Source organism: Nitrospira marina (assembly GCF_059568365.1).
In genome coordinates this window covers 2195298-2218374 of the sequence record NZ_JCANTH010000001.1, presented here as the reverse complement: position 1 = coordinate 2218374, position 23077 = coordinate 2195298, and the positions used below count along the sequence as shown (strand labels likewise).

The 23077-nt window shown below is 48.3% G+C and carries 19 protein-coding genes; 5 read left to right on the top strand and 14 right to left on the bottom strand.

Annotated features, from left to right (window positions below; translation table 11 throughout):
• Window positions 1-16 precede the first annotated feature (16 nt).
• The 6 genes from LX98_RS09085 to LX98_RS09060 form a co-directional block, all read right to left on the bottom strand.
• Complete coding sequence (locus LX98_RS09085) at window positions 17-646, bottom strand: phosphoribosylanthranilate isomerase (protein ID WP_496428597.1); 630 nt, start codon at window positions 644-646, stop codon at window positions 17-19.
• 154 nt (window positions 647-800) lie between these two features.
• Window positions 801-1646, bottom strand: a complete 846-nt coding sequence (trpC, locus tag LX98_RS09080; protein ID WP_496428596.1) for an indole-3-glycerol phosphate synthase TrpC — start codon at window positions 1644-1646, stop codon at window positions 801-803.
• Window positions 1643-2668, bottom strand: coding sequence for an anthranilate phosphoribosyltransferase (trpD, locus tag LX98_RS09075; RefSeq protein ID WP_496428595.1), 1026 nt, complete (start codon window positions 2666-2668; stop codon window positions 1643-1645). The genes trpC and trpD overlap by 4 nt, the downstream gene beginning before the upstream one ends.
• A 39-nt stretch (window positions 2669-2707) precedes the next feature.
• Window positions 2708-3295: a glutamine amidotransferase-related protein gene (locus LX98_RS09070; protein WP_496428594.1), complete on the bottom strand. Its 588-nt coding sequence runs from the start codon at window positions 3293-3295 to the stop codon at window positions 2708-2710.
• Between the two features lie 21 nt (window positions 3296-3316).
• On the bottom strand, window positions 3317-4747 hold the full coding sequence (gene trpE / locus LX98_RS09065; protein ID WP_496428593.1) for an anthranilate synthase component I: 1431 nt from the start codon (window positions 4745-4747) through the stop codon (window positions 3317-3319).
• Between the two features lie 218 nt (window positions 4748-4965).
• A complete protein-coding gene (locus LX98_RS09060) occupies window positions 4966-5634 on the bottom strand; it encodes a LysM peptidoglycan-binding domain-containing protein (protein WP_496428592.1) in 669 nt (222 codons plus the stop codon).
• 274 nt (window positions 5635-5908) lie between these two features.
• Between LX98_RS09060 and LX98_RS09055 the strand changes: the two genes are divergently transcribed.
• From LX98_RS09055 to ligA, 3 genes are all read left to right on the top strand, one after another.
• Entirely contained in the window at window positions 5909-6826 is a 918-nt protein-coding gene (locus tag LX98_RS09055) for an AAA family ATPase (protein WP_312641326.1), read from the top strand.
• Between the two features lie 95 nt (window positions 6827-6921).
• Window positions 6922-8817: a hypothetical protein gene (locus tag LX98_RS09050; RefSeq protein ID WP_496428591.1), complete on the top strand. Its 1896-nt coding sequence runs from the start codon at window positions 6922-6924 to the stop codon at window positions 8815-8817.
• Window positions 8792-10909, top strand: a complete 2118-nt coding sequence (gene ligA, locus LX98_RS09045) for an NAD-dependent DNA ligase LigA (protein ID WP_496428590.1) — start codon at window positions 8792-8794, stop codon at window positions 10907-10909. The genes LX98_RS09050 and ligA overlap by 26 nt, the downstream gene beginning before the upstream one ends.
• 155 nt (window positions 10910-11064) lie before the next feature.
• Here ligA and LX98_RS09040 read toward each other — a convergent pair whose 3' ends face one another.
• The 3 genes from LX98_RS09040 to LX98_RS09030 all read right to left on the bottom strand — a co-directional run bounded on the left by LX98_RS09040 (window position 11065) and on the right by LX98_RS09030 (window position 14567).
• On the bottom strand, window positions 11065-12336 hold the full coding sequence (locus LX98_RS09040; protein ID WP_496428589.1) for a CNNM domain-containing protein: 1272 nt from the start codon (window positions 12334-12336) through the stop codon (window positions 11065-11067).
• A 250-nt stretch (window positions 12337-12586) separates the two neighbouring features.
• Entirely contained in the window at window positions 12587-13198 is a 612-nt protein-coding gene (locus LX98_RS09035; protein ID WP_496428588.1) for a septal ring lytic transglycosylase RlpA family protein, read from the bottom strand.
• A 133-nt stretch (window positions 13199-13331) separates the two neighbouring features.
• Window positions 13332-14567, bottom strand: a complete 1236-nt coding sequence (locus tag LX98_RS09030) for a hypothetical protein (RefSeq protein WP_496428587.1) — start codon at window positions 14565-14567, stop codon at window positions 13332-13334.
• Between the two features lie 168 nt (window positions 14568-14735).
• Between LX98_RS09030 and LX98_RS09025 the strand changes: the two genes are divergently transcribed.
• Both LX98_RS09025 and LX98_RS09020 read left to right on the top strand, forming a co-directional pair.
• On the top strand, window positions 14736-15158 hold the full coding sequence (locus tag LX98_RS09025) for a sll1863 family stress response protein (RefSeq protein WP_496428586.1): 423 nt from the start codon (window positions 14736-14738) through the stop codon (window positions 15156-15158).
• Between the two features lie 190 nt (window positions 15159-15348).
• Window positions 15349-17760 carry an endonuclease MutS2 gene (locus LX98_RS09020; protein ID WP_496428585.1) on the top strand — a complete coding sequence of 804 codons (2412 nt, stop codon included), beginning with the start codon at window positions 15349-15351 and terminating at the stop codon, window positions 17758-17760.
• Here the strand turns inward: LX98_RS09020 and queG are convergent.
• From queG to LX98_RS08995, 5 genes are all read right to left on the bottom strand, one after another.
• Window positions 17752-18780 carry a tRNA epoxyqueuosine(34) reductase QueG gene (queG, locus tag LX98_RS09015; protein ID WP_496428584.1) on the bottom strand — a complete coding sequence of 343 codons (1029 nt, stop codon included), beginning with the start codon at window positions 18778-18780 and terminating at the stop codon, window positions 17752-17754. The two genes, LX98_RS09020 and queG, sit on opposite strands and share 9 nt — an antisense overlap.
• 33 nt (window positions 18781-18813) lie before the next feature.
• On the bottom strand, window positions 18814-19353 hold the full coding sequence (locus LX98_RS09010; protein ID WP_496428583.1) for a hypothetical protein: 540 nt from the start codon (window positions 19351-19353) through the stop codon (window positions 18814-18816).
• A 162-nt stretch (window positions 19354-19515) separates the two neighbouring features.
• A complete protein-coding gene (gene groL / locus LX98_RS09005; protein ID WP_312747622.1) occupies window positions 19516-21165 on the bottom strand; it encodes a chaperonin GroEL in 1650 nt (549 codons plus the stop codon).
• 75 nt (window positions 21166-21240) lie between these two features.
• The gene (locus LX98_RS09000) at window positions 21241-21558 is read right to left on the bottom strand and encodes a GroES family chaperonin (protein WP_312641348.1); all 318 of its coding nucleotides are present in this window, start codon (window positions 21556-21558) and stop codon (window positions 21241-21243) included.
• Window positions 21559-21810: 252 nt separating this feature from the next.
• Window positions 21811-22851, bottom strand: a complete 1041-nt coding sequence (locus tag LX98_RS08995; protein ID WP_496428582.1) for an RNA polymerase factor sigma-32 — start codon at window positions 22849-22851, stop codon at window positions 21811-21813.
• Window positions 22852-23077 lie beyond the last annotated feature (226 nt).

The following is a 23077-nucleotide window of genomic DNA, read 5'->3' as shown; positions in this document are numbered from 1 at the left end:
TATAGCGATGGAATGGCTAACACACAAGACGAACCGATTGGATAAAATCCCGAATTTTGGCCGGATCTTTACGCCCAGGACTCTGTTCCACACCGCTACTCACATCGACCCCATAGGGTTGCACTTGGCAGATGGCTTCTTGAACATTTTCAGGAGTTAATCCTCCCGCCAACAGCATGGGAACGGCTTTGGCTACTTCGCCCGCAAGTGACCAATCGGTCGTGTGCCCGGTTCCTCCGTATGCGGTAGTAGAAAATGCATCAATGATAAATCCTCTCACGCCCATTCGTCCTTTCCATTCTGCCAATGCAAGATAGCTGCTTCTATCCCTTAGCCGAATGGCGCGTAGCACCGGACGCTGTAACGATTCACAAAAACCGGGAGATTCATCACCGTGAAGTTGTGCCAGATTTAATCCGCAGTCATCAAATACGCGCTTCACCATATCGAGATCGTGATTGACGAAGACACCCACCGTCACCACAAAAGGGGGAAGGCTGGCAATGATATGTTGGGCGGTAGCAGGTTGGACATATCGAGGGCTTTGGGCGTAAAACACAAAACCCAATGCGTCGGCCCCTTCCTGAACTGCGAATTCGGCGTCTTTCTGATTCGTGATGCCGCAAATTTTTATTTTAATGGCCATAGGAACATTCGCTGCTTGTTGGGAGGTTCGTAAGTACCACGGTATATGGCTTCAGGCTCATTTTTCTGTCCTGTCTAGAGAGGCTTCTCAATAAATTCGGCCGGTCTTTCGCAATAGAGAACAGGTGCAGTAGAGAGTTCCCCGCAATTGAATCCTAGACCCAACGAGTGGTGGATTCTTCTTTTTTGGGAGGTGACGGGGGATGTAATAATTCCTGAATTTTGGCTTGAATCGAGTCTGCGCGCAATAACGACTCACCGATCAACATGGCTTTGGCTCCGGCTTCCAGTACCCGCACAACATGCTCACGGTTGTGGATCCCACTTTCACTGACAATTAGTGTGTCTGCCGGCAGACGTTTGGCCAGCCGTTCGGTGACACTCAAATCAGTTTGAAAGGTTTTGAGATCCCGATTGTTGATGCCGATAAGTCTAGCCAAGGGCACCCGTTCAAGGACGGTATCTAATTCCCGTTCATTATGGATTTCAAAGAGCACATCAAGCGACAACTCTTGCGCAACTGTAAAAAAGTCTTCAAGCTGGAATCGATCCAACGCGGCCGCAATCAGCAACACACAGTCCGCTCCATAGGCCCGCGCTTCATAGAATTGAATCTCGCCAACCATAAATTCTTTATTAAGCGTAGGAAGGTGAACCGCCTCTTTGACATTGTGCAAATACTCCAAATTCCCCTGAAAAAAATCCTGATCGGTGAGGACGGACAGGGCACTGGCTCCATGATCTCGATATTGAGAGGCGATGGCCACTGGTTCAAATTGATCGTGAAATTCCGGTCGCATCAGGCCTTGACTGGGTGAAGCTTTTTTGACTTCGGCAATTAATGCCGGAGCTGTCGACGTCCGCCCTGCCTCTAATGCTTGAAAAAAGCCCAGAGGTCGAGTTCGATCAACAATGCGGCCCTTGAGTTCAGCCAGGTACCCCCGACTCTGTTTTCGCCGCAATTCGGCTTTTTTATGTTCGAGAATACGCGAAAGAATCATGCCGCCAACTTTTTGGTCAGGGAAATGAGTTTGTCCAACTTTTCAAATGCGGCTCCGTTGTCCACCACACGACCGGCCTCTTCATATCCTTCTTTCAGCGAGGTCGCTTTCTGGCAGGCGATAAAGGCCGGCGCGGCATTCATCAACACGATATCCCGTTTGGGACCCTTTCGTCCTCGAAAGATATCGAGAATAATCTGGGCATTGTCTTCCGGGTTTCCTCCCGCCAGTTCTTTGGGCGAAACCGGGTGAAGACCGAAATCTTCCGGCCCGATGGAATAGCTCAGTACTCGTCCTTTTTTTCCTTCAGCAATCCCTGTGCGGCTGGTTAATGAAATTTCATCCAACCCGTCCATCCCATGAAGGACAAAGCAATGCTGTGTGCCTAACCTTACTAGAACCTGAGCCAACTTTTCGTTGAGGGCTTGATCATACACTCCCAGAATCTGAATCGTAGCTCGTGCCGGATTGGCGAGGGGTCCCATGATATTCATCAAGGTACGAATCCCCAATTCCGACCGGGGTTTGGCGCAATGCTTCATGGCTCCGTGATAAAGCGGTGCAAAGAGAAACCCAATGCCAATTTCATTGATGCAATCGGCAACCTTTTCTGGAACCAAGTCGATATTTACCCCAAGAGCGGCCAACACGTCTGCACTCCCTGATTGAGAGGACACGGAGCGATTCCCATGCTTCGCAACCGTCATTCCCCCTCCAGCCACGACAAAGGCCGCAGCCGTCGAGATATTAAACGTGTGGCTTTTGTCCCCACCGGTTCCACACGTATCCACTACCTGAGGATCGGCAATTGGGATCCGGATGGCCCGTTCACGCATGGCTCGCACTGACCCGGTGATTTCATCAATCGTTTCGCCTTTCATGCGTAACCCCATTAAGTAGGCTGCAATTTGAGCCTCAGTGGCTCCTCCTTGCATGATTTCCCGCATGGCCTCTTCCGCTTCGAGTTCTGAGAGGTCGAGGCCCTCAGCTAATTTGGCGATGTGGTCTTTGAGTAGTGGCATGTGAACAGGCTCATGGACAAATGACTGGGAAGTCTTGGTCTAGTGGTCGGTTGAGGAGCAGACGGGTAATAATAAAAAGTTCCGCAAAAGATCCATCCCGGCCGTGGTGAGAATCGATTCAGGATGAAATTGCACGCCTTCCGCTCCGGTTGGGGTATGTCGAAGTCCCATAATTTCGCCTTCCACGGTTTCGGCTGAAATTTCAAAGTCCGTGGGTAAGGTTTCACGCTTGACGATTAGGGAATGATATCGGGTGGCTTCAAAGGGATTCGGGAGGCCTTCAAAAATTGTTTTTCCGTCATGATGGATCATGGAGGTTTTCCCGTGCATGAGTCTCGGGGCTCGAATAATTTGACTTCCAAACGCATAGGCCAGGGATTGATGCCCGAGGCAGACACCAAATAGCGGAAGACGGCCTGCAAAGTGCTTGATGATTGCAACAGAAATGCCGGCCTCGTTAGGCGTACAGGGGCCGGGGGATATTAATATTCGCTCAGGTGCCAGGCGGTGAATGTCATCGATTGTGAGGGCATCATTTCGAAAAATCCTGAGATCGGCTCCCAACTCTCCAAGATATTGGACAAGGTTGTAGGTAAACGAATCGTAATTGTCGATGACCAGGATCATATGGGTTCTTCTCAAGCCTTTTTACGCTAGACCATGTTCGGCCATTTCAATGGCTCTCATCATGGCGCCGGCTTTTGTTCGAGTTTCTTCATATTCACGGGTTGGGTCAGAATCGGCGACAATTCCCGCACCGGCCTGAATATAGGCCTTTTGTCCTTGAACGACGACCGTACGAATATTGATACAGGTATCCATATTCCCGGAAAAACTAAAATACCCGACCGCTCCTGCATAAGGTCCCCGACGAGTGGGTTCCAATTCCTCAATGATTTGCATGGCTCGGATTTTCGGCGCACCGGACACGGTCCCGGCCGGAAAACACGCCTTCATGACATCATAGGCGGTGTATCGCGGATCTAATTCTCCCTTGACCTGAGACACAATGTGCATGACATGGGAATACCGTTCAACTTTCTTGAACCGTTCAACTTTGACTGTTCCGGTTTTGGCCACCCGGCCCACATCATTGCGGCCTAGATCCACCAACATGACATGTTCGGCTAATTCCTTGTGATCGGATAAGAGATCCTGTTCCAATGCCTTGTCAGCTTGTGGCGTCTGACCACGGGGACGGGTTCCGGCAATGGGGCGGACCGCAATGTTGCCTTCTTCGCATCGCACAAGGATTTCGGGAGAAGATCCCACGAGTTCGATGCCGGCAATGCGTAAATAGAACATGTAGGGTGAGGGATTGAGTACCCTCAAGGCTCGATAAATCTCCAGGGGATCAGTGTGGATAGTAGTCTGCCAGCGTTGGGACATGACACCCTGGATAATATCCCCAGCCTGAATATATTCTTTCGTCCGAAGCACCATTTTTTCAAAGTCCTCAGGAGACAGGTTGGATTGAAATTTGAGTGGCGCACGTCGAATCGAGGCCGTAGGTCGCCGGCTTGGTTTATGAAGTTTGGCAATGATTGATTCAATCCGCTTGATAGCGTCTTGATAGATCTGGCGAAGTTGGGTCTTCTTTGCAGAAGTAATATGGGCATTGGCCACGACTTTGAGGGTATGGGCGACATTGTCAAAAATGAGTAAGGTGTCCGTAATGCAAAACGCAAAGAGGGGAGTTTTTATCCCGGGTTTCGCTCGAGACGGAACCGGCTCAAAAGACTTGACCACGTCATAACCCAAATAACCCACCGCACCACCAACAAATCGGGGCAAACCGGGAACAACAACCGGATGATACTCTGCCATAGTATTCTGGATATGGTCCAAGGGGTTGCCCTGCAGCGGGACGCGGTGCTGTTTGCGGCCTTTTTGGGTGACCACTTCGCCGTTCTCCTCCCACAACATGACGGAAGGGTGACTCCCCAGGAAGGAATATCTTGCCCAGTTTTCTCCCCCTTCGATACTTTCAAATAAAAAGGCATTGGGTCCCGTATTAATTTTGGAAAATGCCGATACGGGCGTCTCGAAATCCGCCAGAATTTCTCGATAAAGGGGCACGAGGTTTCCTTGTGAGGCAAACTGGCAAAATTCCTCAAAACTCACTGAATAATAAGCATTTTTCATGAATTTGACGGTAGCATATGGCCTATGAGGTGTCAACGAAAGTGTCAGTGAGACACACGTCTTACGTGAGTAGAACAAGAAAAGGCCGGAACCGAAGGAAGCGGCTTTCCTTGGGATTCCGACCTTAGCTTGAAAAATGAATGGAGCGGAGATTACCGACCGCTGACGATAAGCTTTTGTCCAACGTGAATGGTGTTATCAGACAACTGATTCCAGGCTTTGAGATCATTAATCGACACGCCGTACTCTTTGGAAATCCGATAGAGGGTCTCGCCTTTCGCTACAATATGTGACCCTTCATCGAGACTTCCCATGGTATCCATTGGTGAATCCAAACTTGTTGAATCCAAAGGAATGGTGTCCCCCAAATTCAAGTCCGAATCAAGTTTCGTCATATCTGAATCTTTAAAGTCAAGATCATTCAGCCCAAATTCAGAGATCGAAGGTTCGGAAAGTTTCAAATCATCTGATTTTCCCATCCCTCCCTCTCTTACACGCGAAAGTTCGTCATGGGAACGGTTCAATTGGTCGCGCAAGGCTTCTAATTCGGCATTTAAATCTCGGTTTTGCGATTCCAATGACCCCATTTGTCGTTGCGTGTCTTGATACTTCACATTTAATTCACCGGTTCGTTTTTCTTCTTGCGCTAAAAGCCTTTGGAAATTTAACGCACGTGCCTTTTCGGCTTCGAACTTTTCTGTACTGACGCATCCGGTCAAGATTCCACTACAGACCACCACGCCAGCTGCAATTTTCAGGTATCCAAACCAGCCCGATGATTGGGGATCTTCTTGATGTCCCCCGAACAATGGTTGCGCCATATTACGCGTTCCTCCTCTGAGGTTCATATATATCCCTCCTTTAGGGACAATGGTCAATAACGAGAAGGGGAAGATCTCTACGATCTGGTCACCTTTTGCTACACAATAATTCGGAATAGGGATAATGTCAAACAACTATTTTGCACACCGGTAGAAGTTACCGAACACCACGATTCATTGACCATCGAAAAATGGCTGTGATAATTTCACTTACCATTTGTCTTCGTCCTTTTCTATGACCTCTCCATTTTCACATTCTGCAGATCATTCGGTTATGCACATCGGGCAGGTTGCGCTTCGCCTGGCTCGTCCGCTGACACAGACACAAGCCTGGATGGGCAATCAAGAAATTCTACGCCAGCTTCTCGCCTGTTGGTTTATCGTGGATGAAAAAGATGTGCCTCTATCACCGAGAATTATCGGTCAACCGGGCGTGGGGAAGACCACACTCGCCATGGCGGCCACTCAGGAGCGGAAGCAGGAACTCTTCATCTATCAATGTACGGCTGATACAAGGCCAGAAGACCTTCTCGTCTCCCCGGTCATTTCTGAGGGAGGCACGATTACCTATCAAGCCTCTCCTTTAGTCACGGCTATGGTAACCGGCAATGTCTGTCTGCTTGATGAAGGCAACCGGATGAATGAAAAGAGTTGGGCCTCCCTTGCCTCCCTGCTTGATCATCGACGCTCGGTCGATTCGGTCGTGGCGGGTGTTCAAATTCATGCGCATGAGAATTTTCGATGTTGTGTCACCATGAATGAAGATGCCTCGACCTATGAGGTGCCGGATTATATCCTGTCCCGCCTGCAACCGACGTTGAAAGTTGAATTCCCTAACAAGGAACATGAATTGGCCATTTTGCGGTATCACCTCCCGTTTGCATCTGCTGAATTAATCACGCTCACCGTGAATTTTCTTCAAAAAGCGCATCAACTGGATCTCCCGTTCTCCATTCGGGACGGGATGCACATGGTGCAATACGCGATGAAACGGATGGCCCAAGACCCTCACCATCCCGTGGCCCGTGATCCGGCATGGCGGGAAGCCCTGATCAATGTTTTGGGAGAAGAAGCACAAGATCTGGATGTGTTAGCGAAACGCCGGTCCCAAACATTGCACGGACATGCTCTCCCGAAAGGATTGGGGGATTTCTTCTTTGAAGAGGATCATCCCTTGCACCCTGACCAGTAGGCCTTCAGCCCTGTAATCCTTGGTGACCCAGATGCACGGCCCATCCTCTAATTCTTGAGTGGGAAAGCCTTACCGCATTTCCTCCAGGACGCCCCATGACTCTCTCAGCGTTGACCCCAGACACGATCTTTGCTCTCTCTTCCAATATTCACGTCCTGCCTGTCGTGCATGGAAGTGGAGATATGGCTCATGTCGTCCGTGAGATTATTGTGTCCCGCCACATTGATTGTGTGGTCCTTCCTCTACCACCATCGGTGCAATCCCTCGTAGAAAATGGGATTGACCAGTTGCCTGTTATCAGTCTGGTGGTCCTTCCAGAACAACATGATGATGGAACCTCGAGCTGCTCTTATGTGCCGATTGATCCCTGTCAGCCGGTGATTATGGGGATTCGATCAGCCATGTCGGAAATGATACCCCGGGCCTATGTAGATCGTGAGGTCCGGCGCTACCATCCCGTCTCCTGGGTCGGGCCTGATCCTTATTCCTTAAAGGCTGTGCCTTTGGCAGCCTTCTCGGCTGCCACCATGCCTTTTCTGCCGCCTCCTCAAGACCCATCTTCTCGTTGGGAACGCATCCGTTGGATGGCATTTCGACTTCATGAACTCGAACTGGACTATTCGGCCATTCTTTTTCTCTGCCCAATGACGGATTGGCCCTGGTTGCGTCAGGCCTATCAAGAGCGGATGCCATATATTTCACCTGAGCAGAACATAAGTCTTCCCGAGTGGTGGAAGGTCGAACCATCTTCCATCTACTTTGCGTTGAGCGAATTACCCTATCTCACCTATCTCTATGAACAACGAAGGGAAGAAGCCCGTGCTGATACGCATTTGGCTATTGATGGCCTTAAAGAACTGGTTTTGGAAGCACGGGCCAGGTGGTTGGCGTCTCGTTCCACGACCATTGCGCACGAAACTCATTGGGTCACCCCACAATTATTGCAACGCTATTTTCAATATGTGCGGAACCTGACACTTCTCGAGCATCGTCTTAAACCGGATTTGTATACCTTGGTTCTAGCTGCCAAGCAAATGGCTGGAGATGAATTTGCCCTCAGGTTATTGGAAACCGCCAAAAGCTATGACTACCAAACTCAATCATCCGTATTGGATACCAGGCCTGGTGTGTTGATGGGAATTGCCGAACTTCAAGACCCTGAGGGCAACATTCTCCCGGCTGTGAACCGGCTGCAAGGAGACCCTTTGGTTTGGCGCCGTGTCACCCTCCGGCCGGATCCCTCAAGGCCCAAAACACAAGCTTGGGCACAACAGTGGAATCCCAACCGCCAGTGTTCCTGGCCACCGGAGGATCACCGCATTGAATCTTTTGCGGCGCATGTTCGACAGCATAGTCGACAGGTTTTGGGGGCGGATTTAGGCAGGATTGAACGATTCACCAACTCGCTGGAAGATGGAATTGATCTACGGGCGACTTTGCGCCAGTGGGCTATTAACCCACAACGATCCGTGCGCGATATTCATGTCAAAGTGGTTCCTCCAGTGCGAGGAGCCATTGAATCCTTGGTGTTTTTCTTTGAGGTGCCGGCTGATCCTCAGAAGTTTTCCTGGCAAACGACCTGGTATGCCGAACATCAAGAAGAGTCCACTCTCAGTTTTTACGCAACCCCCTTTTCGCCGAACATGGTCGGTCCAGGAATCGGACAGGCATGCTATGGCGGCGCGCTTTTCCTGTATCCGCCTCGGCTTATTCCTGATATTTGGGAAAATCCCCTATTCGATTGTGCGACATCGCTCGAAGAACGATTGCTGGCGGGAGCCTGCGCCCATTCACAAGAACCCGTTGTGGCCGTCGTCTCGCCGGTTCCGCTGACTTGGGCCTGGCGAAAGATGGCCCGTCGCTTCGGCCGGCAGCTCCTGCCCATTCCCTTGCATCGGTTTTCAGGGCAAACGATTGCTCGTCTACGGCAATTTCATGTGTTAAATGGGCACGAAATCCGAAGTTATGCAGCCAAATTTATTCGAGAATAATCCTGACGAGACAGGAGTAGAGGATTCTTTCAAGACTCCTCAAACTCGTGCGGTGCCATCCGCCAAGGTTCAACTGAAACTTGAAAAGTTAAAACACGCCATCCGTCGACATGATGAATTGTATTATGTTCGAAGCCGACCGGAAATCTCTGATGCTGAATATGACCAACTCTTTCGAGAACTCCAAGCCTTAGAGAGCCAATACCCGGACCTCAGGACACCTGATTCGCCAACCCAGCGGGTCGGGGGTGCGCCACTTGCCCAATTCAATAAAATTACACACGAATTTCCTCTTCTGAGTTTGGACTCGGAAATGGATGAAGCGCACGTCTTAGCGTTCGATCAGCGGGTTTCCCGGGAATTGGACGTGCAACAGCCGAGCTATTCGGCCGAACCCAAATACGATGGATTATCTGTGGCCCTTACTTACGACCATGGCATATTTGTGCGAGGAGCTACGAGAGGAAATGGGACTATAGGGGAGGACGTGACGCACAATCTTCGAACCATTCGTGCCTTGCCATTACAGTTGAAGGAAGGCGGGACTTTTCCCTCCCATATGGTGGTGCGGGGTGAGGTGTTTATGAAGCTCCAGGATTTTCACACATTGAATCGACGCTTAACCGAACAAGGGGAAGAACCCTTTGCCAATCCGCGCAATGCGTCATCGGGAACATTACGCCAATTGGACCCGGCTATTACCGCGACCCGCCCGCTGACCATCACCTGCTACGATTTCATGAGCTCGGGGTCAATCAGACCCAGCACCCATTTTCAAGCGGTCACGTGCTTAGAGGCATGGGGATTGCCCGTCCCTCAATTCCGGCGTCACTGCCCCTCCATCCAGGAAGCTCTGGAATTTCATCGGGAAATGTTTGAACGACGGGACGTCCTGCCGTTCGAAATTGACGGCATCGTCATTAAAATTGACCGGTTCGATTGGCAAAAGGCTCTTGGCGAAAAGTCACGCAGTCCCCGATGGGCCATTGCCTTCAAATTTCCTCCAAGAAAGGAACTGACCAAAGTTCAGGCGATTGCCCTGTCGGTCGGTCGGACCGGGGCGCTCACTCCCATTGCCCTATTGGATCCGGTGGAAATCGGTGGTGTGACGGTGAGTCGGGCCTCACTGCATAATGTGGAGGAAGTCGCCCGTAAAGATGTACGGGTGGGTGATACCGTAAAGGTCGAACGGGCAGGGGACGTCATTCCAGATGTGGTGGAACGAGTGCCTGTGCAGGGTGAAGAGCGGGGGGCTCCTTTTCAGCCGCCAACGACCTGTCCGGTGTGTCAGTCCCATACCAGTCAGGAGGGGCCAATTCTGTATTGTACTGGCCAAACGGTATGTTCCGCGCAACTCAAAGGATCGCTTGAACATTTTGCGTCAAAAGGCGCCTTGAATATCGAAGGGCTTGGAAAAAAAACGGTAGCACAGTTGGTCGACAAGGGCTTCGTCAAGGACTTATCAGATCTGTATACATTAGGTGTTGACGACCTTCTTCAATTAGAGGGCTTTGCAGACAAATCCGCGAGGCAACTTTTGGAAGAAATCGAGAGAAGTAAGGAGGTTCCCTTCGCGCGCCTTCTGATCGGCCTCGGCATACGTCATGTGGGGACTCATATCGCCAGAGTTTTGGCCCAAAATTTTGGTTCACTCGACAATTTGAAGAAGGCTACCGAAGAGGAACTTTTGCAAATTCGTGACATCGGTCCAGAGATTGCTGTGAGCGTGACTCATTTTTTTCAAGAATCCCGTAATTTGAAGGTTTGGCAACATATGGAGTCATTGGGAGTTCGGGTTCAACAGGAAGCAAGTATGTCAGAGCCGCACGCTCAACCGTTGAGGGGAAAAATTTTTGTGTTAACCGGAACGTTGAACGGCTATTCCCGTCAGGAGGCGACCCGCAGAATTGAAGAGTTAGGTGGACGTGTCACTGCCAGCGTCAGTAAACAGACAGATTACCTCGTAGCCGGCGAAGACCCCGGCTCTAAATATGACAGGGCCACCACATTAGGAGTCAGAATTTTAGATGAAAATGAATTCTCTTTATTCATGCGATCCGGGAACACTCTATCTTCATCATCCAACGAGTAATGTTCCTATCGAATAATCATTAATGAGGTTTTGTCTCATCATGAACTAGAGTGGGTTGCAAGATTGAGGCAGACCAATTTCTTTGCTGGGACTGAGTAGGGGAGACGATGTTAAATTTTATCAGCAGGACAAAGGATACAACCGGGAAGTTTTTGTTAGGATTCTGAAGACACCGTAGACGGTTCGGTGGGAGGCGCTTCGGGAACAGGTTCTTCCTTTATGATTTGGACGCCTTTAATAGAGCGTTCATCAGCTTCTTGGACAATTAAAAGGCAATTGTCTGTTTGCACTTTCTCACCGACAGCAGGTATATGGCCTAATTCTTCGAGGATCAGTCCGCTAATTGTATTTTGTTCTTCGTCGAGTTCGACCTTAAGAAATTCATTGATACGGCGGACTTCGGTTCGCCCATCCACTAATATTTGATTTTTTCCCGTCCGGCGAATCCATTCTTCGTGGAGATCGCCTTCGTCGAGAATCTCTCCAACTACTTCTTCAAGAAGATCTTCGACGGTAATTAACCCCATCACTCCCCCAAACTCATTGACCACAATCGCAATATGTCGTTTTTCTTGTTGGAATTGTCTCAATAAATCATCAGCCGTTTTGGTCGAGGGGATGAATAATGGCGGTTTCGCTAATGATTTGAGGGTGAGGTTTGTATGACTTTGAGCCAGTTCCATCAAGGCATGATTGCGATAGAGAATGGCGGTGATATTGTCCGGATTTCCTTCGTAAATGGGAATCCGTGAATATTTCGCTTTAAATAACTCTTCCCGGGCTTCCCCAAGTGTTTGATTGCCATCGAGCGCGAACATATATATCCTCGGCGTCATCGCATCTTCAGCCGTCACGTCATTGAAATCAAACACGTTTTTAATCATTTTTACTTCATCTGTTTCCAGGACCCCCGCTTTTCCTCCGGCATCGAGCATGATCTTGAGTTCTTCTTCCGTAATAAACGGAACGGTTAACCCTCGACCACCTGTGAGTTTTAAAATAAACGGTTCCAGGAAATAGAGAAACGGAAAAAATAATTGTTCGAGGAGATATATGGGGTATGCCAGTAATTGCACAGCCGTTTCAGAATATTTGGCACAAAGCGTTTTCGGAACGATTTCACCAAATAACAGGACCATAAAGGTTAAGAGACCCGTAGCGACAGCCACGGCCTCGGATCCAAACATGCGGATGGCAATCAAGGTTGCCATGGAGGCCGCCATAATATTGACTAAATTATTGCCAATCAGAATGGTCGAGAGAAGGCGTTGTGGATTTGACCGTAATTTCAGAGCAAGTTTTGCCCCTTTATGGCCTTCATCGGCCAGGGCTTTCAACCGGCTTTCCGTTATTGAAAAAAATGCGATCTCGGCCCCGGAGAAAAAAGCGGAAAGTCCCAGGCAAATAAGGACGGCGATAAAATCCATAGAGGGCTTAACGAGCTCCGACGTGACAAAGATATGTCGTTACAGCAGAATCAGCTGCAAGAGCTTGAAGTCTGGTCTTGGAGGAAGTTGGTATCAGAAGAGTTTGAGAGGGATTCATAATAAGGCCAAAAGTCTCATTGTTGATGAGAGGTTTTGAGCCCTCAATGCTTGATTGGAACCAAAGTACCATAGGGTATTGGTTTAAGGCAATTATACCGGATGAATTCTCAGATTAGCTCTTTTATTTCAGTCAGTTACCTTGTATCAAAAGAGGGTCGAGATCGAATTGTTTTTCCAGTTCTATCGCCACGATTTCGGCCTTTTCCTGAGAGGGAAATGTCCCAATCTGAACACGGTGCCATTGTCCGGATGGAAGGTCTACGGTCGTCAATCGTATATTGGGATAGTGGTAGGCCAGTTGTTCATGCAAGGCGACCGCTTGGGTTAAGGTCGTGAAAGAGCCTACCTGCACCCAGTAACTCTCAGACCCTCCACCCGTATAGCCTGAACTTGCGTTTGTCGATTTGAGGATCGTTAAACTGACATTCGCCGTTCCTCTTCCAATCATGGCCAGCTCCCGGGCAGCTTCATAGGACAGATCAATGATCCGGCCCCGAATAAAAGGACCACGATCATTGATGCGAACAGTCACGGATTTTCCGGTATCGAGACTGTGAACAAGGACCCGTGTTCCAAAGGGTAGGGTACGATGTGCGGCAGTGAGTGCCCACATGTCGTAGGGTTCACCGTTGGCGGTCGGATTACCATGAAAACTTGGGCCATACCAGGAAGCCACTCCCTGTTGAAACGTTTCCGAGATCATCGGCTCGGGACGGGATTGGCCACCTGCACATCCAGCCATAAGCAGGAAAGTCAGGATAAGACAAATCCTTTTGACTGGAATACCGCTATTCATGACCCGAAGGTGTTGTTTTGAGTTGTATAATCTTGGGAAGCGCATGAGTCCCATGGACTCACCAGTTAGCCATGGATCCCTAGGGAGCCTGGTCCATCGTTCGGCGGTCGACAAAGCGGTAGCTCTGTCGATTGAACACCGGATATACTGAAAAGATCGGTGTTCCACAGGGGACAACGGCACTGTCAATGCCACGGCTTAATTGAAGATGGAGATTTATGAAGTTAAAACTCAAGCCTTCTTGCCAGGGTTGAGATAAATTGTGCACATATGATTCAACTTTATCGGAAGCGTACGTTCTGGTCATGAGGCCCGCTCCTCCTTGCAATCCATAATCGGGGAGATCCGGCGCACCTTGGATGAGGAGTGAAACCATAGAGGCATCGAACCACACCTTGATATTACAACTGACCTGAATAAAGGGTCCCAAACTACCGGTGTGTTCTAAGACGGCCATGGGGTAGACCAGTTCTGGTGGGAGAGAAGGGTCGGTTTGAGAGGCTTGGGTGATAAACTCTGGGTCCTTGATGCCCGATACAGAGAAAAAGATAAGATTCGGATCGTGGAGATCCACATCCAGTACTTGGCCGTCGTGGTAACTGCATAATTTCCCCATCTCATAGCGTAAAGGAAATGAATATCCCATTTTTCCATAAAAAATTCGAATTCCAGCTTCCAACGGATCTTCCGGACTTCGACTGATTTTTATGTCAAAAGGTAAAACAATATGAAAAGCATTCGTCCGGGCATTAATAAATGGAGCGCAGGCACCGGGAAATTCTTTATGGATTGCCAGATTGTCCGGTTCAAACTTTTTCGCTGCTCCACCAAAATGCTGGGCAGTTTTTGCCTCTTTGGTTAATCGATATTTTTCTTGATAATAGGCTGAGGCTCGCTTTTGTGCGGTTTCGAGAAAATATTCTGGGATATCGGTTTCGACAATCAAGCTTTGTCGATCTGGAGATTGTGCCCTGGCAACCTTCATCGCTTCATTGTAGCGATGAAGGTCACTTTGAGTTTTTCTGATTAAATGCTCAAGGTCCCGCCCTAATTCAGGATCGTGATAGCGTGTTTGCGGTAGAAGTTGGTAGGCTTTTTGCAGTAATTCTAACTTCATGGTGTAACGTTTGGGTTCAGCTGAGAAGACCGTGGCTATGGCCATCAACAAGTTAAATTGTTCCTCAGGAAGGAGGGATAATTTGTTCAGGTCGTTCTCCTTGACAAATGCTAAACCTAACGGACCAAAGGCTTCCTCCTGGCGTAGATGGAGGGTAAGGAGATAGTTGAGATAGGCGCGAGCGTCTTCTTGAGTCATATGGATCCTTATTTTACGGGAGGGCATTCTAAGGTAAGTTTGTCATTGGAGCAAGGCATCGTGTGGGTTTCCATGCAATTTTTGTGGAATCCTCGTTGCTGTGATAACCATGAGAATCATCAAATTTGAACTTGCGAGAAAACAGGGTTTTGGGAGGAAAGGATTTATATGCACCAAGCCTTTTTGCTAAAAACCAGAGGTGCCGCCTCTATGTTGGGAATGGGATGGATTTTGGCCTGCCTGTTCCTGGGAAGCGGCGCGGCATTTGTTTCGGCAGAGAATACAGCTGGCAAGAAAACAGGATCGGTTGCAGCCAGAGGAGATGAATTATCCACGGAGAGTCTGAATAAACAAATTACTGATTTAGAAATACAAATTCAAAAACTTCGGGATCAAAGCATCGAGCTACAAGAAAAAACCCGAGCCAAACTTCAAGCCCAACTCGATAATTTCAAAAAGCAACAAGATACCCTCATTCCTCGTATTGAGCAACTTCGTGACAATAGTGAAACCGCTTGGCAGGACATCAAGGAAAACATTCAAAAGGCCATTGAAGATCTCAAGCTTTCGGTTGATTCAATGAAAAAATAACGTTGCGCCGAACTCTCGGGTAGTCTTCACGTTTGCAGTAAATTACTTGCCAGGGACCCTTGGCTTTTATATCCTTCCCGTACACCTTGCTTATTCACTCTTTTTCCTGAAAATCTCACGGTTAAATCCAATGTTTGTATCGATTGGAACGTCTTTTTGACCTGACGCGCTATAATAAATGGTGCCTCGCATGGTTCAACACACAGAACAGGTTTTGGAATGGCCTGTTTTAATCGATTGTCTTGCTAATGAAGCCGCCTCCACGATAGGGGCCGCGCGCTGTCGTGCGCTCGTCTTCGCAGCTGACCTTCAGACTGCCCGTATTCAACAACAAGAAACCACAGAAATGGTTGATATCCTCGAAGGCACTCATCCTCTGCCTTCCATGGTGTTTCCCGATATCAGAAATGTGCTGGCACGGGCTGAAAAAGAAGGCGTTCTGGACGGGCCGGACCTTCGAGATATTGCTTTGGTTTTAGGCCTGGGGCATACGATCAGACGCCACATGGAAATTCATGGCTCCCTCTTTCCGATGATCAGAGCTCGTTGTATAAACCTTCAAGATCTGATGTGGATCAAGCAAGTGATTGATTCGTGCATTGATCTCAACGGCCGTCTGCGAGAATCCGCAAGTCCTGAGCTCTATCAATTGACACAGAAACGTCAGGGGCTTCGTCAAACCATGCGTCGACAGTTGGAAGGGATGTTGGCTTCTCAAGAATATGATGATCTTCTTCAGGGACAATACTTTGCTGAACGTGAGAGTCGATATGTCATTCCGGTAAAGGCCGAACGACAACACGCGATTGATGGGATTGTTCATGACATTTCCGGTAGTGGAGCCACGGTGTTTATTGAGCCCCGTCATCTTATCGAATTAAATAATTCCATTAAATTTGCCGACTTGCAGGTGGCTCAGGAAGAACGGCACATACTGCAAGATTTGTCCAGTCGTGTCGCAGAACATGTTTGGGCCATCCGTGAAAACTTGTCCTGCTTGGCCGATATCGATTGCCTGATGGCCAAAGCACGCTTAAGCATTAAAACACAAGGCTCTCCCATTCACCTGAACCAAGAACATTGTATTGATCTGCAACAAGCCAGGCATCCACTCCTGGCGTTGACTAAGGAACACGTCATACCTAATTCCATTCGAATTAAGGGCGATACCACAGTTCTTATCATTTCTGGACCAAATGCGGGTGGGAAGACGGTGTCATTGAAACTGGTGGGATTATTCGCGATGATGGTGAAAGTTGGGCTTCACCCGACTTGTGGCCCCGATTCTAAGATGGCCCTGTTTGGACAGGTGTATGCCGATATCGGGGATTCTCAAGATCTCAGTAAGGATGTATCCAGCTTTTCGGGCCATATTCTCAATATGATCGCCTTATTGAAAAATATCGGATCGCCAGCGAAACCAGCGAGCAGGGATATCCTTGTACTTCTGGACGAAGTCGGTAGCTCAACGGATCCTATTGAGGGCGCCGCATTAGCTGAAGCCCTCTTAACCCGTCTTTGCGAATTCGGATGTACAATTATAGCGACCACACATTATCCCACCTTGAAAACCCTTGCTTTTCGAAATCCTCATGTTCGAAATGCCAGTCAGGAATTCAATACGGTTACTCTCGCTCCAACATACCGGCTCATAGACGGAATTCCTGGGGGGTCTTCAGCCCTGGAGATTGCCGAACGATTGGGGTTGGATTCTACAATCATTCAATCTGCCCAGCTTTTGATACAAAGACAAGATTACGATCTTGATGCTATCTTTCGGGCGCTGCAGAACACACATACTCGATTAGAACGTGAATGCGAAGAGGCCCAACACCTTCGTCAAGAAGCACAAGACTTGTTTGATGAGGCGGAAGTCACTCGCAATCGGTTGCAGGCGCAGGAACGAGAAGACCGGCAACGATATCGGAAGCAGTGGCAACAAGAATTTTCCAAAGCACAACGACAACTTAATCAAATCATCAATGACTTAAAAACGGACAAGACTCTTTCGAAGGTTCGGTCTATCCAGCAAACCATTGGTTCGGTGAATCAAGAAATACTTTCCCGCCTCCCCAATATTTCCCTGGAATCATCTGAGCCGCCACACGAAGGGGACCTTGTGGAAATTGATCCATTGGGGACGATAGGGATCTTGCAGGAAAGTCTTGAAGGGAAAAAGCAGGTATCCATTCGTGTGGGTGCCCAGACAATTAAAACCGCTCCTTCAGCCGTACGTCGAGCCACGGCTTCTTCCAGCAATAAATCTTTGTCAGGTCCACAACAATTGAGTCGGAAACGGTCTCTCTCCACAATTTCCACTGAGACAAGTCACCCACGCTCGCATCAGGCAACCGGCCAATATCAACAGGAACTGTGTATTCGTGGGTTCCGGTTGGACGATGCGATGGAGATGACACTTGCGGCCCTAGACCATGCCCTGGTCACCCAAGCCAAATATCTTAAAGTCATCCATGGCCAGGGTTCTGGCGCACTCAAAACAGGAATTCGAACTTTTTGTCAATCCTCTCCCTATATTCAAAGCTTTCGACCCGGTGATCCAGCGGAGGGAGGAGACGGTGTGACCGTGATCGAATTACGATAAAGGAATCCGTGGGGGTTGATTATCGAGGCCCATCTGTACATTTCGGATAAAGCCCTCATGCTTAGGGCGGCGCAAGGGGCTCCCTGTCGTGAGTGATTGAAATTCATCTTTGGTCAGATTAACCAATTCAGGTAATTGGGGATGTAATGTCCATGGAAATGGCTGGAATCCTGGCTCCGTAGTGGCTTTTGCATTCACATTAAACGGACAAATATCCAAACAATCGTCACAGCCAAAAATCCTATTGCCTATTTTTTTTCTCAGCTCGGCTGGCAGATCATCTGCACGACCACGATATTCAATCGTCAAATACGAGATGCATCGTTCCGCATCAAGGAGGTAGGGTTCCACGATGGCTCCGGTGGGACAAGCCTGAATACAGAGCGAGCATGTTCCACATAAATCCATGGCGGGTTCGTCACAATCCAACGGCATGGTCGTTAGAATTTCTCCGAGCAACAGCCAAGACCCAAACTCGGTGGAAACAATATTAGTGTGTTTGCCGATCCAGCCAATGCCGGCCTCCTGGGCCCACGGTTTTTCCATGATGGGCCCGGTATCCACATAGCTCCTGGTCTGAATATCCGGTACGTGTGAGTGAAGGAAATTTTCTAACTCTCTAAGCCGGTCCTTCATGAACCCGTGATAGTCCTTTCCCCAGGCATATCGAGCAATTCGTCCAGCAGCCTTTGACTCATCCGGAGTATGAGCGGTGTAGTAATTCATCCCCACGACTACCAGGGATTGGCAACCTGGAAGAACTTCTTCTGGGTTGGAGCGGCGTTTCGGATCCTTGGCCATCCATTCCATAGTTCCATGAAAGCCTAAGTCCAGCCATTTTTTTAGGCGTCCCCATAACCGCCAAGTAATCGATTCCTCTGGATGGGAAATTGTATTTTGAGCCGGAGGGGAAGGTGTGTCGGGTAGAGGCGGTGGTAGATGAGCAATACCTACTGAATCAAAACCTAAACGGATGGCCTCTTCTTTGATTGCATTGGCCGTGATCAAGCGAGGAGACATGAGTGCTCCTTCTCCTCCGGATAAAAACAAGATTTACTTTTGTCCAGGGGTTCCCGGATTAGCAGGAGGAACATTGTTCGCACAATTAAACATCACGATAAATCTTCCCGTACATTGCTCGGTGGTGCAGGCTTGGCATGATCCGACAATTGAAGTTTTCCAGTCGGTTTGTTTCGCGTCAAATTGGCAAGAGGTTCCCCCTCCTTTGGAAATATCAACCCACGGTTCGGGATATCCAGGAAACTGGGCAACAGCACAGCCATTCGGAATGGGAACTCGGCATTCAGCCTTGGCCTCGCCTTTTACCATACCAATGGTACAATTCGCTTCTGTTCGCGACTGGGCACCGGCTGCTTCACCCTTATTGATAAGTCCAAGCAAGTCGTTTCCGGTCACGAGAAAAACCACAATTGCCCACATTAATATCCGATAGGATTTTGTTTGACCAAAAAATACATTGATTGTGTTGGAGTATAAATTCATAGTTTGCTGAATCTGGAGCAAAGGATGGGGAATGCTGCACCAATACAATAGAAAGGTTTCATAATGATGGAATTCTTTATACCACATCACACAAACAATCTGTCAAAAAACTATCTCCTTATGGAGGGCAACTATCGATTAACCTAGGAGTTTACTGTCTGATCGGCGAAAGAATTAAAGATTCAGAATTAGAAAACCCCCTGGAGGATTGAATCCTCCAGGGGGTTTTTCACTATTTTCGTGAGTCGGATTTTAGAATCCGCCCATGCCGCCCATGCCACCCATGCCGTGATCGTGGCCGCCAGGCATCCCAGCACCTTCTGATTTCGCTTCTGGGATTTCGGTGACCATAACTTCCGTGGTGAGCATGAGAGCCGCAACACTAGCAGCATTTTGCAACGCGCAACGTGCCACCTTGGTTGGATCAATCACACCGGCCTCAACCATATCCACAAATTCTCCGGTGCCGGCATTGTATCCTCGATTTGTGGATTCAAGTCGAACTTTTTCCACAATAATAGAACCCTCGGCGCCGGCATTGATGGAAATTTGTCGAATTGGCTCTTCCAGGGCACGCTTGACGATATTCACTCCCACTTGTTGATCGTGGTCTAATTTCATTTTATCCAGAGCCGGAACACAACGAAGGAGAGCAACGCCTCCGCCAGGAACAATGCCTTCCTCCACTGCGGCCTTGGTCGCATGAAGAGCATCTTCCACACGGGCTTTCTTTTCCTTCATTTCTGTTTCCGTTGCGGCGCCTACATTAATTACAGCAACGCCACCAACCATTTTCGCCAATCGCTCTTGTAATTTTTCCCGATCGTAATCGGATGTGGTTTCCTCAACCTGTGTTTTAATTTGCTTGACACGACCTTCAATTCGTTTCGGATCTCCAGCTCCTTCCACGATCGTGGTATTGTCCTTGTCAATGTTCACCCGTTTGGCCCGACCGAGGTCCGTCAGCTTCACACTTTCGAGTTTGAGGCCTACTTCTTCAGAAATGACTTGCCCGCCTGTCAGAGTGGCAATATCCTCCAACATGGCTTTTCGTCTATCACCAAAGCCAGGAGCCTTAACTGCTGCCACATTCAATGTGCCACGAAGTTTATTGACAACCAGCGTTGCCAGGGCTTCGCCTTCGACATCTTCAGCAATAATGACTAACGGTTTCCCCATTTTCGCAACTTGCTCCAGAATTGGGAGTAAGTCTTTCATGGCGCTGATTTTCTTTTCCACAATCAGTAAGAACGCGTCTTCCAATGAAGCTTCCATGCGATCTGCATTGGTCACGAAATAGGGAGAGATGTACCCGCGGTCAAATTGCATTCCTTCGACTACATCTAAGGAGGTCGACATGGATTTGGCTTCTTCTACGGTGATGACGCCATCTTTTCCCACTTTATCCATGGCTTCGGCGATCAGGTCACCAATGGTGTGATCATTATTGGCGGAGATTGAACCGATCTGAGAAATTTCCTTTTTGGTCTGGCAGGGCTTGCTGAACTTTTTCAATTCTTCAATCGCAACTTCAACGGCTTTATCAATTCCCCGCTTAATCTCCATTGGATTGGCGCCTGCCGTGATATTTTTGACCCCTTCACGGTAAATGGCCTGGGCCAATACTGTTGCAGTCGTGGTCCCATCACCAGCGGTATCACTTGTTTTACTTGCCACTTCCCGAACAAGCTGCGCGCCCATGTTTTCATACGGATTCTTTAATTCGATCTCCTTGGCTACCGTCACGCCGTCTTTGGTGATGGTTGGAGCACCAAATTTCTTGTCGAGAATCGCATTCCGGCCTTTTGGTCCTAATGTCGCCTTCACTGCATCCGCTAATTGATTCACTCCGCTCAATATAGACGCACGTGCCTTTTCACTGTATTGCAACTGCTTAGCCATACATATCCTCCTTTAAACATATTTTAATGATGTGGAATGCCACTTAAAAAAGTGAGTTCGAACTTGATGGTGGTGTTAATTTTCGAAGACGCCCAGAATATCCTCTTCTTTCAAAATTAAACAGTCATCGTTTTCAACCTTAATTTTGGTCCCGGAATACTTGTCAAACAGGACTTGATCGCCAACTTTCACATTTTCAACATCAGGGCCTGCGGCTTCGATTGTACCTCTTTGTGGTTTTTCACGAGCTGAATCCGGCACGTAAATTCCGCCTGCTGTCCGTTCTAATTCTTCGGTGTAGGCTACGAACACACGATCCCCTAAAGGACGGAATCCCTTCGCGCTGCTCCCTTCTTTGGCTTCCTTTTTTTCCTTCTCTTTTGTGGCTGCCATGTCTGCCTCCTTCTTTGGTTGTTGCTAATTGAATAAGAAAATGGTGAGTACTAACTTTTAGGATGACGCACACCTGTTTGATGTTTCAAAAATGTGTCAACTTGCAGAGAAAGATAAGTCTGGTTGAATTGAAGTCAAGAGGGATAGATAAGATTTTCAATAAGGACGAGGGGCGGAAGTCCAATTTTTAAGAAAAGAAACCACCTTTAATTCTTGAGAGAATAGATTTTGTACGTATATGAACTTACAATACTATTTTCTGAGATATTCAAAATCCTGAATATCTTTTTTCATAAGCTCTCGTAACTTCTTAATTATTTTAGCCTCCAGTTGACGAGTCCGCTCTTTGGTAATCATATATTTTCTTCCTAAGTCTTCTAAGGTCACGGGAGATTCCGATAGGAGTCGATTGCGAAGAATGTCCTCTTCTCGCTCTGATAGTGTTTGTGCAAATTCTGCTAACTTTTTTCGGAAGAGAAGGCGCAACTGTGTATCAGCCAATTGGTCATCAATGGGAGCTTGGGTAGAGGGAAGAAGATCATGAAAGGTGCCTTCTCCGTCCGAAGTCATTGGCTGATCGAGGGAAAGTTCCCAACTTCCTAAACGTTGATCCATTTCCACAACATCTCGTTCACGCACATTTAACCGGTCTGCCAGTAACTTTGGATCGGGGACATAGCCTTGTCGTTCCAGCTTGGCTTTTTCCCGACGAAGGTTATAGAAAAGGCGTCGCTGCTCCTGGGTTGTGCCTATTTTGACAAGACGAAAATTATTGAGGAGATACCGCAACACAAAGGCTCGAACCCACCAGGCTGCATAGGCATAAAAGCGAACATTTTTTGTCGGATCGAATTTCTTCATGGCCTGCAAAAGCCCGACATTCCCTTCCTGGATCAGGTCCATTTGATCAATACCGGCAAGACCATATTCCGAGGCGATGGAGACACACACACGAAGGTTAGCTAAAATCAATTTCACTGCAGACTCTCGTGTCCCTAACGTCTGATATTCATGAAAGAGTTGAAGTTCTTCCTCTTTCGAAAGGAAAGGATACCGGCGGACTTCGGCTAAGTATCGACTGAGCGTTGTGGTCGGAGTCAGCGCGGTTGAGACTGGATCCCACTTCGCGTGGTTTTCGGAGTCCTTTTCACTTTCAGGATGGTTCTCTTGTTCCTTGGCATCATCCAGGATGATTTCTTCACGGACCTTTTCATTAGGTGGTTCAGAAAGAGACTTTTTCACCTCGACGTCGATTACATCGGGAGTCCGCTTTTTCGATGATTTCTGTGTCATGCTTTGGCTTACTGATCTAGAAGGCAGGGTATGCCGCATTCTTCTACATTGTAATGAATTTTTCTTGGATCACCAAACGCATTGATGAATTTTTCCAATTCCGAGGTGAAAAAGGGGTCTCAGATATTTCCAATTCAGAGAAATATTGTCTATTTCAGGGAAATCTTTTTATAGTCTGGTTTTGCCCACAGGTTTGAAAAATTAAACAGAAAGGCCTTCCATGCCC